The organism is Duganella sp. 1224 (genome assembly GCF_013408245.1).
In the GTDB taxonomy this organism is placed as follows: domain Bacteria; phylum Pseudomonadota; class Gammaproteobacteria; order Burkholderiales; family Burkholderiaceae_D; genus Rugamonas.
This window is the reverse complement of record NZ_JACBYS010000003.1, coordinates 377752-394706: the sequence shown is the minus strand read 5'-3', so window position 1 is coordinate 394706 and position 16955 is coordinate 377752. Positions and strand designations below refer to the sequence as shown.

The following is a 16955-nucleotide window of genomic DNA, read 5'->3' as shown; positions in this document are numbered from 1 at the left end:
TAGCTGATACACGGCATCGTCATGGCGCCCTGGATTTGGATCAAACAGGCGTTGCAAGCGCTGTCATTCGGGGCAGTAGGCGGAGCACTGGTAGTGCCATTGCGACTCGATGGCCGCGCGTTTGCCGTTCTCGGTGATGATCTTGAATCCGGCGTTGAACAGCGTGCGCTGGCGCTCCGCATCCGGATGCGACATGCTGAAGCCGATGAACGACGGCTGACTCGCCCCCGCGAAAGACCGCATGATCTTGACCGCGCCTGATTGAAGCTTCACCAGCTCGGCGCTGCGAAACTGGTCCGTCAGCACCAGCGCGACATCCAGCCGCCCCACAGCCAGCTTGCGCAGGTTGAGGGTTTCCGACTGCGTCGACTCCAGCACAACCCCGCGTTTGGCCAACTCCGCAACGCCGGGCGGATACTCATACCCGTTCACAACGCCGACGCGCATTCCCGCGCGCAAGTCATCGATGGAATTCAGTGTCAACCCGCTGGTTTTGCCGACGAAGGCATGCAACGTCACGGCGTACAACGGTTTGTCTGCAAACCGCACGGTATCGGCCAAATCCTTCGACGGCGACATGCTGAAACAACTCGGCGACGCACCGCGGATTACCAGCGCCCGGCAACGCGCATAGGGCACCACGCGCAGGTCGACATCGACATGGACCGCGCCGAACGCCGCGCGCACCAGCTCGTTCGCCAGCCCGGTGCCATTGTGGTTGGACCACGGACTGAAATTGTCCTCCACCAGCACATGAACCACCTCGTTCGCGGCGCTGTCGCCACTGGCCGTGGCGGCGCCAAACGCAAACAGTAGAGGAGAAGCTGCAATTCGGAGACGGCGCCAGAGCAATTTCGACATAGAGCCTCGACGGAGTAAGCTGCATAAACGCTTGACGTCGCATAACGAAAAAAGCGCCAGTTTTCGTGGAAAACTGACGCTGATCTCTACATGCGAATTCTTTGGGGTGGCTGATGGGGGACCATTTGCCACAAAAAACTCTCATCTCTCGGGCGCTTTTTTACTTTGCTACACGAGCCTGTGTCGCAGATTGTGCCACAGCTTGTTCCTTCATGTCGAATGCTTTAACAAGCTGGACACGTCTGTCTTTTTTTGATGGGGCCGGCGTCAGGTGCCAAACAGGGGGGCGGTCAGCGGCTCATTTCCTCAATGGTGACATGCGGCTGATTCGGCCGCGTTAGCGCGCCCGCTATCTCTCTGGCATTTCTGCGCTTCACGCGGATAACCATTTCGCCGCCGTCCTGCTGCGTGATAGCTAGCCGATCCCCAGGGCCAGCCCCGAGTGCAGAGAGTAGAGTTTTGGGGAGAGCAACGCGCCCCCTCGAGTCTATTTTGACAATTGTGGTCGACATATCGGTGCCTCTTCAATCCCAGTTTCGCCATGCCGCTACTGTACCTCCCTGTGGTGGTAGATGGATAGTGATGTGCGGTCCGGGAAGGCCCTAATCGAGGCGCAAGGGAATTGAGATCGGTTATTTGTCCGCACGGTGCAGTGCAGACATCGCGAGCGTGACAAGCTCGCCAGGCTGCAGACCCAAAGCACCGGCGATCTTTACTACCGTGTCCAGGGATGGGGTTTTTTTCCCCAGTTCCAATTCGCTAACGTATTTTCTTTGAATACCAGCAGTAAGACCGAGCTGCTCTTGAGTCAGTCCCGCCTCTATCCGCGCGGTTCTCAGCACTTCTCCGAAAGCAGTAGCTAACGTATCCAAAAAATTCCCCCTATTGCGGGAATTCTGGCTGGCGGTTAGCATATGGTCTTCCCGCTATAGCGGGAATAATGTAACTTAAATTTTTAGGAAATTAACAGTCTGATCATGTCCCTCTTCAACTCCCGTCATGCCTCCTTAGCTCAGCCAGTGAAAAAACTGATTGCCGCGTGCGCGCTAGTTTCGGGCACGTGCAATGCATGTGTGCTTAACATAGTCGAGGTCCAGCAAGTCAGAGATGTGATGGAAGCAAATGGCGGCTACGCGGTTCCCGACCAGCAGTGCAAGCTCCTGCAGAGCAAGGGGCTGGTGCTCCATGTGATGGGCTATGGGAAAGGTTTAGGAAACACTTCAGTGGCGTGGGCGGAAGTGAGGTTGCAAGACCCGATTTTGGGCGTTATTTCGAATCAGGCGGGTATAAGCACCTTTGCGAATTCAGCAAATGCCACGGACGAGTTGGCCAACAATTTGCTTTACCGATCTATTAAAGATGCAATGTCAAGGCTGGACTTTGAAGTCGCGGCGAATGAGATCGATGCCTTCAAGGCCAAGGCGCGAGAACTGAACTCTCGTAGCGTTGGCAAACCCGGCCCTTGAGCCTCCCCTCAGGCATGGTCATAGCCACCGACCAGGCGAGGCAATTGCGGTCCTGTGCGACTTGAGTCAACGTTGAGCCGCTGCCGATTGACATGTTTTCCTAAAACACCGTGAAGAAGGTTGCGACCCATATGAACACTTTCGAACTCGATACCAATGGCCTTTCGACCGGAGCGTTGTCGGTGCTACGTGCAGCCATCAAGCATGCACGGTCGAGTGCTTCTGCCGGACCACATGTAGTGGCCGTCTCAAATTTTTACGCCTTGGCGAATTTGCCCCGCGACATGCCGCTACCGCAGTTCCAAGAGCTCATCAAAGAGGTCAAGCATACAGCGCTCTTTTCGCATGATTTTTCCGCTGGCGACCTAGGTGCATCTCTGGTGTTTGAAAGTATCGTGGCCACCAGCCGGCACGTGGAATATGTGCTGTCTCCGCACGCGGAGGGGGCGAGTGAGCCGAGCGAGGTTGCGAACGACCATCATATGGCGCAGTTAAATGAAGCCTTGAAAACCGCAGTAGAAAATGCGGATGGCAATGCCGAAGTCTTCGCTCTTTACTTGGGGGCCTCGATTGCTGGCTTCATGACACAAAAGATGTTGAACGAAGACATCGCGATGCAGGCGGTAAAGTTTCTTCACGAGCTGCACCCAAGCATTTCGATCTGAGTTACGACCAAGGTGATTGGAGATGGACGACTGCGGCACCGAATCAAGTCTTGCAGAAAAGGGCCTTGTGATCGCCTACTTGGACTATGACGGAGTGTTGCATCACGACGATGTCTATTGGTCTCGTAAAAAGGGTATCCATATGCGTGCGCCGGGTGCCACGCTATTCGAGTGGGCGTACATTTTAGAGCAGTTGCTGGCTCCTTTTCCTGAGGTTCGGATCGTCTTGAGCACGTCTTGGGTGCGAGTCAAAAGTTTCGACTTTGCCCAGAAGCAGTTGCCTCGAGGCCTTCGAGAGCGAGTAGTCGGTGCTACGTTTCACCGCCGTGAAATGAGCAAATTCGCATTCGATCAAATGGCTCGGGGCGCGCAGATATACGCCGACGTTCAGCGTCGACGGCCGGCAGGGTGGATTGCCATCGATAACGATGCTGAGGGCTGGCCTATTCACTGTCAGGACAATCTGATTAGAACAGAGGATGCTCTCGGCCTGAGTGACCTAAGAGTACAGGCCGCGATCCGAGAGCGGTTGGCGGTACTTGTGAGCGGCATTGCTAACAAGAGCCCCGGCATAAGCCGGGGCAGTCTTCACGTGGAGCGTTAGGACTCCTGCGCAGTTACCTCGCTCTGTGTTGCCAGGTAAGGCGCGAGAATGGTCAGGCGCAGTTGCTTCGACACACTTGCCTCAGCAGAGTCCCAGCTTAATTGGCTTGGCACATCGGCCGGCCAGTCTGTGTGACCCGCGACGATGATGTCGGGCCGCCTACCGAACTCCTGCGTGAGCTGTTGCAGCAGTTCTCCTCCTAAGAACGTGGAGTTAGCGACCGCGCAAGGAATGTACTCTACCAGGCAAGGGTGCTTGTGCCACCGAGCGTTTTTGATAGCGCTCTCCAGCGAGCGGTCGTAGTGCGACAGAATGATGGCCAACGCCCCCATGCGACGTGCGGCTGTGTCGCCGTGGTGCAAATGCTCGTACCCGAAGTCCCGCTTTATGTCCTCCCGTGCCTTGAAGGGGAGGGGCAGGAAACCTAATGCAAGCTGCGCTTCCTCAAAGCACTGGTGACGCTCTCGGTGCAGCTTACGATCATCAGCGTCGTAATCCGAAAAGGTCAGATGGCAAAAGCGGCAGTAATGGGCGCCGTTCAACTCAACGTGGCTTGCAACCTGCGCCTCGTAGCGCTTCTGCAGTTCGTGAAAGTGCCGAGCGCGGAAATACTGCTGCGCCATGGCATCGAGCCGCTGGGTATGGGTGAGTTCAGGATGTGTCGATTTGGCCGCCTTAGCGGCCTTCTTAACCCGGACTATGTCTGCCCAGGTAATTGGGGAGGTATATGTGCTCATCGGTTCTCTCAATCATAGGTTTCCTAAGGCCCGCTCTGTAGGAATCCGAAATTGAGATTCCAACGACGTTGCGCTGAGTGCGCAGAAAAAAGGCAGCGACTGAACTTTGCCATTGCGGACGGCTGGCACCTGCCGGGTGCACACCAATAGTGTATCACGCCACACCGAAAGAAACTAAGAGATCAAGATCAAGGCGAGTTGTTAACGCCCATTCCCGCGACGTAGTCCCAAGGTAGAGCTTGACATAGTACGGGATGCGAAATTCTCTCGGGCCTCACGCGACTTTCACGATCTTTCAGGATTCCTCCTATACTCACTGCACAGCTTGCAAACATGTACGGTGACGCGAAAAGCCTCCGATACCGAAGGTATGCTCCTGATGGGGCCTCATGGCAACGACGACTATTTCGTTGACTGCCGCAAGCACACAGTGATAAAACGGCCCCTGACTTTCCAGACGGAAGGCTTTGACTGTCGGTCTCCGCACTAGCGGAGGTTGCTATGTGAAACGTGCCGCTGTGGTCGACGGGCGAGTAGACAGTGGGGCCACAGGGAAACGGGAACACCACGAGGAAAGCGCATGAGATAGTCCCCGAACTGGCGAAGGTAGTGGTTCGTTGCGCGCAAGACTGCCGGGCTTCAAGTCCCCCATTTGGCACGGGGGCCTGAAGTGGAAGGGGCGATCCTGCTAAAGTTCGGCTTTAGCTAAGGAGGCTGGGCCCTTCCTCTTCGGCAAGGGGCCCCGCCCTAAAAGCGCCAACCAGGCGGAGGGCTTCGCCCTCCGCTAAGAACCTCCCTAGCAAAAAGGGGCTCCTCAGGGAAGGGCCAGGTTAGGGCGCATCGCCCCATCCGAGGGGATGGAATGCTGAGATGGAGGGCGCGGACATCGTCCGTTTTGGTATGTTGGTTCTATGTCGATCTAAGCCGTGCCGCTAAACCGAGGGCGCCTTCGAGTTTGATAGTCTGGCGAACCTCTGCTCAGATAGTCTTGCTTCCGATTTCTCCTTTTAGGAAAGGGCTTCTGACAAAGCCTTCGATTGTTAAGGGGGACATTTCATAAAATCAATTTTCGTTGTAATTTTTGTTGTAGCATGGCTCATCGCTTTTTGGAAAGAAGGAAGCTCTGTCCATGATCGAATCTCTGAGCATCGCTAAGACCGCGACCTACGGCATAGTCCCCCAAACGCTCGCGGGGCTTGCACGCTTCAACTTCCTTTTCGGCTCGAATGGGGCCGGCAAGACCACCATCACCAAGATCATCGCCAATCCCGGCGCGTACCCCAACTGTTCAGTGGCGTGGAAAAAAGGGACTCCGCTAGAGCCACTGGTCTATAACCGCGATTTCGTCGAGCGCAACTTCAACGCCGCTCCACGCCTCAAAGGCATCTTCACCCTGGGCGAACAGGACATTAATAACCTGGAAGCTATCGCTGCGAAAAAGGTTGAACTGGACGCCATCTCCAAGTCCATTGAGCAGCTGACCAACACGCTCCAGGGGGCAGATCAAAAGTCGGGGAAGAAGGGGGAGTTGACCACTCTGGAATCCGAGATCAAAGACAAATGTTGGGCACAGAAGCAAAAGCACGAGGACGCCTTCAAGGATGCGTTCACCGGCTTGCGAGCCAATTCAGAGAAATTCAAGGAGCGCACTCTCACGGAGTTGGCGTCGAACAAGGCCGAGCTTAAAGCGTTGGACTATCTCACTGAGAAGGCCAAGACAGTGTTCGGGGAGGCGCCGGCCATCGAAGCTGCCGTCCCCTCTCTCGGCGCCACCGGGATCACCGGCCACGAGTCGAATCCGATCCTGGCCAAAAAGGTGATCGGCAAAGAGGACGTTGACATCGCAGAGCTGATCCAGCGGCTTGGTAACAGTGACTGGGTTAAGCAGGGTCAAGTCTTCTACGGGCAAAGCAAACCCACCTGCCCATTCTGCCAACAGCAGGTGCTCGACAGCTTTGAGGTCAGCCTCTCCAGCTACTTCGACGAAACGTTCGCTCAGGACACGGCGGCCATTGCCGATCTGCAAAGCGTCTACGAACGCGATGCGGACGCCCTGCGCGCGAAGCTGAAGGCGGTCGCGGATGCCAATTCGAGGTTTATAAACGTGGACGCCTTCGAGGCTGAGCGCTCGGCCATCGAGGCCCGCCTTGCCACGAATGCGTTGCTGCTGTCCAGCAAGGGTAAGGAGCCAAGTCTTCCTATCCAACTTGAGTCGCTGACCGAAATGCTCGCGTCCGCCACCAAGCTGGTGGCGGACGCCAACGCGGCGGTCACCGCGCACAACGAGATCGCGCGTAACATTACCAAGGAGCGGGCTAACTTGACCGGCCAGGTGTGGAAATATGTATTGGAGATCGAGCTCAAGGCCGAATTGACCGCGTACACCGCCAAGAAGGCGGGGCTCACGGCTGCGATCAGCAAGCTGGGCTTGCAAATCCAGGAGGCCACTGCGTCGAAGGCGGCCAAGGCGAAGGAAATCAAGGAGCTTGAGAAGTCAGCGACGAGCATTGAACCGACGATTGAAGGCATCAACAGTCTGCTGAAATCGTTCGGCTTTCGAAACTTCTCGCTCGCCAAGGCGGATGACGGTCCGTTTTACAAGCTGGTGAGGTCGGACGGCAGCGACGCCAAGGAGTCACTTAGCGAGGGGGAGCGGTCGTTCCTTACGTTCCTCTACTTCTTCCATTTGCTCAAAGGCAGTGAGAGCGAGAGTGGCATGACATCCGACCGGGTCGTGGTGTTCGACGATCCGGTGTCCAGCTTGGACAGTGACGTTCTGTTCATCGTCAGCAGCCTCATCAAGTCGCTGTTCGACCCCGTGCGCGAGAAGAAGAGCGGCATCAAGCAGATTTTTGTCTTGACCCACAACGTCTACTTCCACAAGGAGGTGACTTACACCTCTGATCGCGGCGACGACGCCAAGGTGGGCGAGCGAACGTATTGGACCGTCAGGAAGGGCGATGGCGGTGCCACGGTCCAGCTCCACAAATCCAATCCCATCAAGACGTCCTATGACCTGCTGTGGGCGGAGCTTCGTCGCCCCGATAAGTCGGCGTTGACCGTCCAGAACACCATGCGGCGCATCCTCGAGAACTACTTCAAGATTCTGGGGCGGATCGACTTTGACAAAATTTGCGACGAGTTCCAAGGGCAGCAGAAGGCTATGTGTCGCTCGCTATTCGCCTGGGTCAACGACGGCTCGCACTTTGCCCACGACGACGCCTTCTACACGTTTGATGAAGCTTCCATCGAGGTGTACATGGACATTTTCAAGCAGGTCTTCATGAAGACTAATCAACAGGCCCACTACGACATGATGATGGCCGGCCCCCATTGACAAGCCTGCGTTAGCCGGTGGCGGACCGCGTCCGCCCTGGTTGTTCTATCCGTGCTAGGGCAGACGCTGCCGCGCGTTTGGCCTCTGTAATGTTCGTGGCATAGTTTGCTTCAACTGGTTTGCCGTCGATGGTTTCTACTGCAAAGCTCCACCCATTCTCGTCGTCCCAAACGTACGCGATATGCTTGTTGTAAGCCACTGCCAGACCGCCACTCCGGTGAGGCCGCCATCCTGATGCTTCAAGAATCTGCAAGATTCGGCTCGCACGGTCGGCGCTTATCTGTTCTTTCTGGATGTCGATTTGCCCCACGCCAGCGCTTCCGAGCAGAGTACATTTTGCCCAGTAGATGCTCAAGTCTGTTTTGGCTACGGCTTGGATGCCATTACGCACTCTTGTTTGGTGGTTCAACGTATGCCCGCGCTCATCAACTACGGGAGTAAGAAATGCCACCATTACTGCATTCGGCTTGAAGCCTGCGATAGATGCCGCTTGGCCGCTGGCCGCGATGCAAAGAGCATCCGCTAGCTTGTGCATCTCTTTTCCTGTCTTACGCGCGTGTTCGACTTCCAGAACGATTCCTTCATTGCCTTTGATGGCGAATCCGTCGGGAATCTTTGAATGATTCTTGGCGTGGCGGCGCAGTTCCATTTCGGGGTAAATTTGGTAGCCACGTCGATGGAGCTCGCACAGCACTCCATGTCCAATGAGATCGTGACGCCACGAAGCAGGCGGCAGCCACCCTTCTTCAGGGAACCTACCGATATCTTTTCCGCTTCCCGCTTCAATGCCATTTTCAGCCAGTAGCCGAACGCCGGCTGCAGCCAAAACGAGAGCTCGGCCGGCTCCATCGGGGAGCTCGCGCACGAGGACGAGTTGGCGTTCGATCCAGCTTCTTGCCAAGCGGTCGGCGGCTTGCCGGCTGGCAGGGCTGTTTGGCCACAAAAGTTTGCCAAGTTCGGCGGTGCGCAGCCAGCCGAACTGATGTACGAAATGAAGCCCGTTTGCGTCGTTCAGCCGCCGCTGTTCGTGAGGAGTAGTCATGCCCAGTATAGGGCGTGGCGTGTTTATGCTGTTGTTTATCGCAGCGAGCTGCAATAAACAACAGCACTACGGCTCTCCTCCTAAGGTCGGAGAGCCTGCGCACCCTAGGTCGTTCTGCAAGCAGAACTCCTTGCCGGGTTTGCCTTCGCGCCCGCACTCCGTGTCGGGCTCCAGCGTCACCCTGCGGGTGACTCGGGGCGCCTCCCGCGGCCTCCGGCCTCCCCTACGGGGACCGCTTCGCGGGCGGGCAAGGCGTTTTCGGCACTCGCCCGCAGGGGCTCGGCTCCGAGCCTTGCTCGGCCTGCGCCTTACGGCGCAGCAAAAACACCTTGCCCGCCCCCGTACCGGGATCGGGAGGCGGGGCTTTGCCCCCATCGAGCTTTTTTGCCGCCTGTCGCCTCCGGCTCCGGCTTGCGGCAAAAAACTCGACGGCTCCCCCACCAGGCGGCTGCCTGGACCGGGGCTGGCGCCCCCGCTGTGCCATCTCTGGCCGCCTGTCCGCTGCGCTCCCGGCTTGCGGCCAGACATGGCAAAGCGGCCCCCCCCCCCAAAGCGCTAGCTCGGCATTCATCTCTAACCGCGTGACGCCAAATGGCGTGGTGAAAAGTGGTGTGCCGCAAACAGTATCGCGGTATCCTGGAGACGCTCGTTGGAAAGTAGAAAGCGAGTCAAGAAATCGTCCGCTACTGGCTCCCGATAACGCCGAACGGCACCTGACAAGTCTCCATCAGATAGTGCTCGGTCGCTGCGAGCAGATCAAGCTGCGCGGTACTGGCCTGGGCTTTGGACATTCCCGGCTGGACTACATAGATGTGCAGACTGACTCGGCAGAGACGGCTCATCTCGACGAACGTCATAAGCTCGGTCACGCCGCCTCTCTCGAACCTTGTCACCTCCACGCCCGACTTGCGTTTCGGTTCTCGCTTCAGCAAATGCCGGAAAAGGTCGGTCCTTTTGTCTTGGCTGAACAACCAGGAAATGCTCTTCTGTGCCTGACCGCAAACGACGAATAGGTCGTCAACTCGTGCGCCCGGCTTCTCCTTGGAGAACTTGCAGTGGTAAAACACGACGTCGATTTCTTTAGCACCGTCTCGTTCCACCTGACGTATCGCTACGACATCAGCCGACTCGCCCGCACCGTCGTCGTCAAACACGACAGAGTAACTTGGGTCTAATAGGACGTTCTCGATAACCCTTCGCTGAATCGAGTTCGGAAGGCGCGATGTTCCCTGCGCTTCACGAGTGAGGTCAATTCCTATCCAGTCCCACGCGACGATTTTGCTCTTGTTATAAGGTATGTGCTTCGCCTTCGGGGAAACGTGTTGGTTGCCCTCCAGACTCGACCCGTCGACGAACCAAATGAGTGGCGACGCCTTCGTTAGAAATGCTTCCGCACTTGCAGATGCGCGCGCTGTGCAGAATGACAGCCTGTCCCCGGAGACATGGACGACCCTGAAGTTGCTGGTATCTTCGGAGCCAAACAGCTCGAGCCGCAGGACTGTGGCGGCTTCCTCAGTGAATATTCGGAAAGTGAGATCACCTTTGGTGCTTGGGTTCTCCAACTCAATCCCTACAAAGTAGAACGGGACTGGTTCCGCTTCGCCGAACCTCAGTGAATACCCTTGCTCCAGATCGTGATAGAGATGCGTGGGCCAGTCTATGGCAATTGGCATGATTTCAGGCCGGGTACTGATCATGACAGGCTCTAACGTTCCTTTCAGGACCTCGTCCGGGTCTATCTTGGTGTCGAGCACCTTCGCGCCTACGGCATCACACCAGGCGGCGAACGAATCAAGGCGCAACCGCCTAAAAGACCATACGCGTCCCTTTCGTGACACTCCGATGGTCGCCTTTTCGCCGCCAGAGTAGCCTGCTCCAAACAGTACCGACTTCTGCGTGTTCTGCTTTTGTGCGTCCGTAAGCCGCTGTCCGACGTCTGGCCCCATGCGGCCTGTGTAGCGGACCAAACGGCCTAAGTGCTCAGTCAGGCCGACGTTAGTGAACATGAGGCGCGCGATGCCATGGAAACATCTGAATAGCTGCGCTCCGCTCACGAGCTCGGCATCGTCTCCGCCGACCTTGTGGGCGATGCCCTGGAACTCGCCGTGGTTGCCCGAGCCATGCACGTACAAAAGCGCCTGCTCCTCGGACCAGTACATCACAAACATCTCCCAGTTCCAGTCCCGAATGTCCTCCAGGTCCGCCCACTCGGTCTGGCTGCTGCGCCCGACGATGGCGACCAGCATGCGCTTCTGTTCGTTTACCGAGATGTGGAGCTGGTCAAAAGAGCTCGCTCCGCGTAGTCCCTCTTCAAAAGCGTGTGGATTCCATGCGCCGCACCTCGTCCGGTAGATGACAGTGCTAGCGGCCGGACGGATTTCTCTGAGAGGAAATTCAGAGGGGAATTCCGAGAAGCCGTCAACGAATTCCTGGGTCGCCACCTGCTCGTCGATGGCACCGTCGCTAAGCGGAGGCAGGAGTACGTTCCAGTCTGGATCGCGGGAGTAGAGCTTTCTGAGCTCGTCCCTCACTTCGACGATACCAGTATTGGCAATGAAGGTCGCGTTGCCCAGGTCGCTCCTGGAACGTGTGAATCGCCCCGCGAGTTGAAGTGTTACTGCCAGCGTTTTGCGGATGTCGTGAAACGCGGCGATTTTCAGTTCGGGAAGGTCAAACCCCTCTCCCAGCATGTCAACACAGACGACGATACGTGAGCGCCCCGATATTAGCGCCTGCTTGGATTCCTCGCGCTCTTTGGCGGTCAATTTTGAGTGCAGCAGGACCGGTCCGTATTCCGTGTGCGGCTCGTAAAGCTTGAAAACATCGGCGGCGCGGTGAATGTTGGCAACGCGCGCCATTAGGATATGCTTTCCCGTGGTATCCCTGTGGAGCTCCTCAATTGCTTTGGCAGCTATCGCGGCATCTGCCTTGGTCTGGTCGAACTCCAGCACGGAAGAGAAGGCGATGGGCTTGAAGTAGTTTTCAGCCTGCGCCTTCCGAAGCGGATAGCGGTAAATGATCCTCCCGTCCACGAGCTTGTCATCCTCCCGGAAAGGAGTGGCGGTGAACTGAAGGACCTTGCCTGACTTGAACGACTTCTTGAACGTCTTCCAGGTCGGCGCTTCCGCATGGTGTGCCTCGTCGATAAACAGGTACGGGCAGAGTTCAGATATGCGCTCCCTGACGGCCGCTTCGCAACGGGCCGCTATCCCGCTCGTGATAACCACGACGTTGCAGGCGCTGAAGAATCGCTCCGCTTCATCGACGGTTGCAGGGGTGTGCTTGAGGGTGCCTACTACCGGATAGCTGGCCGAATCCAGCAGGAGCTTCGCACGGTCCGCTCGCAGTACACCAAGGTTTAGGAATTTCTCGGCGAGTTGCGTCCTCAGAGCGTCGGTCGGCACTACGACGAGCACCCTTTCGCAGGCGGCAGCGACTGTTGCTGCGATCATCGTATCGGTCTTGCCCGTCCCAGTCGGCATTACTACGGTCGCCACTCCAGCATCCACGCTCCAGTGTGCCATGATCGCGTGCAGCGCGCCGATCTGTGGCGGTCTCAGTCCTACGATTTCCTGCATTTCATCCTCCTGCACATAGGAGAATGCCCCGCGCCAAGACGCGACAGCTTTGATCGGAACGCGGTGGGCAAGGATGCTGTCAATGCTTGATTCGCCTGAATCGAGCCATTCCTCGTGCGAGAGGTCCAGGTCGGACACGGGGACCTCATCGAGCGGGCGCACGATGATCCGCATTCCGTCCACATTCCCTTTCGGCTTTTTTTCGAGCACATGGACGTGTGGAATTGCCTTATCTTCAGGAATGAATACCAAGCCGGTCCCGGCATCGCCGGTCCACTTGGCAAATACTCCCTCGATTTCACAGCCTGGCGATTCGATTTGCCGTATTTCGTCTCCCTTTTGTGTATAACGTAATGCAAGGGAGGAAGGCAATTTCAGTTTCACGGTGCCTCCTGAGTTAGGGCGACCTGTGTGGCAGAGGTGGACGATAACCTCCGCACAGTTCTCAGCAAATTGCTAAAGGGTTCTTTTTAGCAACGACTATATCTGAAAATTATATTTTTTGTAATTAAATTATGGTTTTCGGTAAATTGGCTCTGGCGTGCAACACGTGCGGAAACGGCATGTCGGTCATAGGACTGCTATTCCTTCCGTTCTCTTATTCGAGCAGCAGTTATCGGGGGCGCCCCTTGTATCCAGCCGGCGGCGCCTTTAACGACTTAGGAGCCTTGGCTGCGGATGTAGATTTGAAGAGAGAAGGGTCCACTTCAAAGACGCTGACAGCGACCTGTTGATTTCCATGCACATGTGCAATGAGACGCTCGTGCTTAGGTAGAGGCACCTGTGCTGTCGAACCGCCGAACTCGCCCGAGTTGGCGAGGACTACTGGCTGGTACATGTGGAAGTGCAGCGCTGCCACCATGTTGTCGAATGTTTGAACGTCTTGATTCAAAGCTGCGACCAAGAACATGTCTGACCTGTCGCGAAGGTCGGCTACGAGGTCCAAGTCCGTGGCATCGTAGCAAATGGCCGCCGCAATGCGGGTGCGCGACTTGGTGCCAATCGGCAGCTCAACCAGCGTCATATGCGGCCGATGGCCCTTCACTCCCATCTTCACTTCGTCCTTCATCGGATGCAGCTTGCCCTGCCAAGCGTACTGGAACGCCCGACCGTGTCCCGGAGATTCGGTTCGAATCAACCATAGGCCTTGATTGACGGTGCCGCCGGCTTTGTGCGACTGCAGAAACGTCAAGCCGGTAAAAATATTGGCTCGTGCGTTGTCTGAAAGCCGCCTCAGCAGGAAGACGTGCTCTGGATGCACAGCTAGTTCAGGGAACAGAATGATGTCGACCATCGGAGTATCGGTATTGTCGAACGCTGTCGAAGAGTTTGCTGACGTCCAAGTCTTAAGCTTCTGATGGGTCAGTCTGCAAACCTCGGCCAGGTGGCGGCGATGCTCGGCCAACGTTCCCGGCGTCCAGTGCGTCGGGTCCTTGTCATTAAACTCTTCGCGTCGTGGTCGCATCGGTTGAACGATGGCCACGCGCAGTGGTCGGTCCTGCAAGGGCTCATGGTCATCGACAGGCACCACGTACATCGGCGTTTTGCTTCGTCGGCCAAACAATCCCCGCTGCACCGTCATACGCTCTTGAACAAGCGTAAGCAGTTCTGCGGCAGTTCTGACATCTCCCGCTGCTGAAGCTGCGTTTACGCGGAACTCAACTCCCGGCCATTGCAGGAGCGTCGAAAGCAGGCTGGAGAGCCAAGGTGATACCGGTCCTGGCTCGTCCAGCAACCCGCGTCCGGAGTTCAAGAGGCCGAAACGACGTTTGTACCAAGTGCTACGCAGCCCACTGTATCGGCCTACCTCCTCAGTGACAAGGTAGCGACGGCTCGTGAAGTCAAGCTCCCCGGTAAGTGCCGAGCGCAGGATGCGGCCCAGTCCATAAAGCCAGGCCTTTTCAGGCACCACCCAGGGCGGGCTAGCGTACAACGGGTTCGTGGTATCGCCTCCTTCAATTGACTCCACATGCAGGAAGCCAGGATTCTCAGGCATTTCCGATAGCCTGGACCAATCCTCGCATCGGAGCACGATGTCAGCGGCGCTTTTACCTGAGGACAGCTGCTCCTCTACGCCGGGATGGCGGAGCAACGCATCAGCGAGCACGAGCAGAGCGTTTTCCTGGTCGAAAAGGTTGTTCGATTCGCTGATGACTTGTAGGAGTGGCTGGGTGCTTTTCAACTTGCTCGAGGGCTTTCGCGAATTGCTCGGCCGCTTGTTAGCCTGAACCAGCGCGGCTGGAACAAACTGGCGCCAATTCGACGCCCTTCGTCCGTTCAGCGCTGCTAGCAGCAAGTCCGGACTGCTGAGCGCCACGGATCGTACAACTGCCTCCCGGACCCTTTCGTCGTCCGTGAGCCTGAGCCCGTCTGACAACCAAACACCGAAGCGTCGGGCATTTGGCTGCAGTTGTTGCGCCACGATGGCTAGCGGTATGGCGTTCCTCAGTCCTTCACCCCGCGCGGGTTCAAACAGCGCCGCGCGTTGCAAAGCTGCGTACATTTGCACCTCTGGGGCAACTTCGACCACCGTGGCTAGCGAAGCATCACCGATGGAAGCCAGATAGAGGCGGGCCTGCTGGCGCAGGTACCAGGGCGACGACGTTCGTTCGGTCAAAACGCGGCGAGCGATTCCTCCAAGGTCCTCCCGGTAACCCTGTATGTCCGCACCGTCCGGGTACTCCTCTGGGGCACGGAAGCCGGTCTCCACAGCACCAGCTCGCAGGAGGTCTGCCAGGACGTACTCCGCCACCCGTACCTGCCTGCGCTTGGCAGTGTCCAAGTCCGCAGCCACGTCGAACAATTTAATGTTGAGCGCTTCGGTCACTGGACTCAGTAGGCGGGGGTGAGGGAAAAGGTCCAGACCACAACGCAGCAATAAGGCCAGCGCAGGGTTCTCAGCCCAGCATTTGATGAGCTTGCGCGCTGTTGACTCGAACTCATGCGACAGCACCGCGCCCTGTGTCACCTGGTCGCTAGTGGTCTCGCCTGAGCCCGCCTGGCTTTCAAGGTCCGTCATCGCCAGGCGGTGTCTCATCAGTTGGGCAATGCGCGTCGCGACGAACCGTTTTACGGTGTCGTCCCGGACGTCGGTGTTAGGCACGGTGACCGTCGCCAACGACAATCGAGAGGGCTTAGGGTCGGCGGCGCTTTCAATTTGATCCGAAACCGACAGTAGCCCGTCAAGGCCGCCTGCCGCCTGTGCCAGAGACTCTAGGTCAAAGGTACCGCTCAGCTCTGCGTTGAGCATCTCCATTAGGGCCGATACATGGCTCTGCGCTGAAATCGCCCGGTACGAGTTGATTACGCATTTTTCCAACGACAGCTCGAGCACCTTCTGAGCGCCGATGCGGTCGCAATGCGCTTTCATCGCCAAGCTCACATGGTGTTTGACATGCTCCAACACTGAAGCTTGTCCAAGCCCGCCGGGGCCGCTCTTCGCCTCGATAACAAGACGCATGTCATCGACGTAGCGGCAGTAGTCCAGCAGCTTGACGTCGTCCCCAACCATAGCACCTTCGGCAGCAGACTTTTGCATGTCGCGGTCGAATCGAACTAGGTAAGCGTTCGCAAGGAATCCCGAGGCGACCAGTCCTTGTGGCAACCCGAGCTCGAGCTCTTGATGCTCTCTTCCGCGAATTAGCTCAGCTTCGCGCTGGTCTTCGGAACGCCATTGCCATGAGAAGATGCGTGCAGCAAGCTCCCAGAATGCCGGGTCTGCTGCCGCAGAGTCAGGCAGACCATGTACCGCCCGGTGTTCGCCCTCCAAAATCTTCAGCTCTCCGAGTAAAGCGTTACGGTCTACATTGTCAAAGAACGACTTGATGTCCAGAGAAACCACAAACAGCTCCCGCCGTGGCCGTAGCTGAGAAGTCAGTTCTGCGCAGACGCGACGGGGGCGGGCGAGGAACGTCCGATAGTCCTGAAAGTATTGACGATAGATTCTGCTATTGCCCCAAGAGAAATGGGCTTGAGGCCGGGCGCCACTATTGGTGATCCATGTGCAGTGCAGGCGGTTGCCGTGGCTCACCACGCCATTTGCGCGCATTGCTGCTACATCAGTGCCCGTTGTATCGCCTTGGGCTGACTCCACGGCCTCCGCCAGACACATCATCACTGCAGTTGCCAATGTTTGGTCACGAATGGAAAGGTGGGCCAGTGGTCGCAACTTCAGGCGTGGCTGGTCTTGTACTGACTGCCCATTAGGGCCTTCTGCTTGACTTGACTCGCTGGGCGTCCAGTCATCAAACGTCGGCTCCGCGCCTAGGTCATTGAGGTTGAGGTCCAACAATTGGGCGAGCGAGGTTATGGAGGGGGCAGGCCGAAACCACCAGCGCGCGTTCTTTGGTGCGGGGACGAGCAGCAGGTCCTTCGGTCGGAAATCGGCTTGGCGAACCTCCGTTGCCCACTGCACCAGTTGGTTCTCTAGGTCGATGGTCGAAGCGTCCAGCTCCAGAACATCGGCATACCAATTGTGCCGGCGGATGTACGTGTGTGACTTCTTCCAGGCCTGTGCCAGGACAACTACATCGCAGAGCTTCTCGCCTTTTGGCGGAAGGTCTCGATACTCTTCTTTGACGATAGACACCTGGCTTCCCCTTCGTTCTTGATGTGCGCGCTTTCCAGAGTCCCTGTTTGCACAGGGAAGCAGAGGATAGCATGTTG

Annotated in this window: 11 protein-coding genes; 4 read left to right on the top strand and 7 right to left on the bottom strand. The window is 57.1% G+C overall.

The features are described from left to right. Positions 1 to 63: 63 nt before the first annotated feature. The 3 genes from FHW58_RS18340 to FHW58_RS18330 all read right to left on the bottom strand — a co-directional run bounded on the left by FHW58_RS18340 (position 64) and on the right by FHW58_RS18330 (position 1775). Complete coding sequence (locus FHW58_RS18340; RefSeq protein ID WP_179674585.1) at positions 64 to 861, bottom strand: ABC transporter substrate-binding protein; 798 nt, start codon at positions 859 to 861, stop codon at positions 64 to 66. A 290-nt stretch (positions 862 to 1151) separates the two neighbouring features. Then, positions 1152 to 1373, bottom strand: coding sequence for an AbrB/MazE/SpoVT family DNA-binding domain-containing protein (locus FHW58_RS27955; protein ID WP_179674584.1), 222 nt, complete (start codon positions 1371 to 1373; stop codon positions 1152 to 1154). A gap of 120 nt (positions 1374 to 1493) precedes the next feature. Beyond that, a complete protein-coding gene (locus tag FHW58_RS18330) occupies positions 1494 to 1775 on the bottom strand; it encodes a helix-turn-helix domain-containing protein (RefSeq protein ID WP_179674583.1) in 282 nt (93 codons plus the stop codon). 63 nt (positions 1776 to 1838) lie between these two features. On the opposite strand from FHW58_RS18330, the gene FHW58_RS18325 reads away from it, so the two are divergent. The 3 genes from FHW58_RS18325 to FHW58_RS18315 all read left to right on the top strand — a co-directional run bounded on the left by FHW58_RS18325 (position 1839) and on the right by FHW58_RS18315 (position 3596). Then, a complete protein-coding gene (locus tag FHW58_RS18325; protein ID WP_179674582.1) occupies positions 1839 to 2327 on the top strand; it encodes a hypothetical protein in 489 nt (162 codons plus the stop codon). Between the two features lie 131 nt (positions 2328 to 2458). Continuing rightward, a complete protein-coding gene (locus FHW58_RS18320) occupies positions 2459 to 2992 on the top strand; it encodes a hypothetical protein (protein WP_179674581.1) in 534 nt (177 codons plus the stop codon). A 22-nt stretch (positions 2993 to 3014) separates the two neighbouring features. Beyond that, positions 3015 to 3596 (top strand): HAD domain-containing protein, encoded by a 582-nt coding sequence (locus FHW58_RS18315; RefSeq protein WP_179674580.1) that lies wholly within the window; start codon positions 3015 to 3017, stop codon positions 3594 to 3596. Here FHW58_RS18315 and FHW58_RS18310 read toward each other — a convergent pair. Then, a complete protein-coding gene (locus tag FHW58_RS18310; protein ID WP_179674579.1) occupies positions 3593 to 4333 on the bottom strand; it encodes a hypothetical protein in 741 nt (246 codons plus the stop codon). The two genes, FHW58_RS18315 and FHW58_RS18310, sit on opposite strands and share 4 nt — an antisense overlap. A gap of 1129 nt (positions 4334 to 5462) precedes the next feature. Between FHW58_RS18310 and FHW58_RS18305 the strand changes: the two genes are divergently transcribed. Continuing rightward, positions 5463 to 7670 (top strand): AAA family ATPase, encoded by a 2208-nt coding sequence (locus FHW58_RS18305; protein ID WP_179674578.1) that lies wholly within the window; start codon positions 5463 to 5465, stop codon positions 7668 to 7670. Between the two features lie 10 nt (positions 7671 to 7680). On the opposite strand, the gene FHW58_RS18300 is transcribed toward FHW58_RS18305, so the two are convergent. The 3 genes from FHW58_RS18300 to FHW58_RS27585 form a co-directional block, all read right to left on the bottom strand. Further along, positions 7681 to 8712, bottom strand: coding sequence for a hypothetical protein (locus FHW58_RS18300; RefSeq protein ID WP_179674577.1), 1032 nt, complete (start codon positions 8710 to 8712; stop codon positions 7681 to 7683). 683 nt (positions 8713 to 9395) lie between these two features. Then, positions 9396 to 12674, bottom strand: coding sequence for a DEAD/DEAH box helicase (locus tag FHW58_RS18295; protein ID WP_373996700.1), 3279 nt, complete (start codon positions 12672 to 12674; stop codon positions 9396 to 9398). Between the two features lie 229 nt (positions 12675 to 12903). Next, the gene (locus tag FHW58_RS27585) at positions 12904 to 16878 is read right to left on the bottom strand and encodes a reverse transcriptase domain-containing protein (protein ID WP_179674576.1); all 3975 of its coding nucleotides are present in this window, start codon (positions 16876 to 16878) and stop codon (positions 12904 to 12906) included. Between the last annotated feature and the right edge of the window lie 77 nt (positions 16879 to 16955).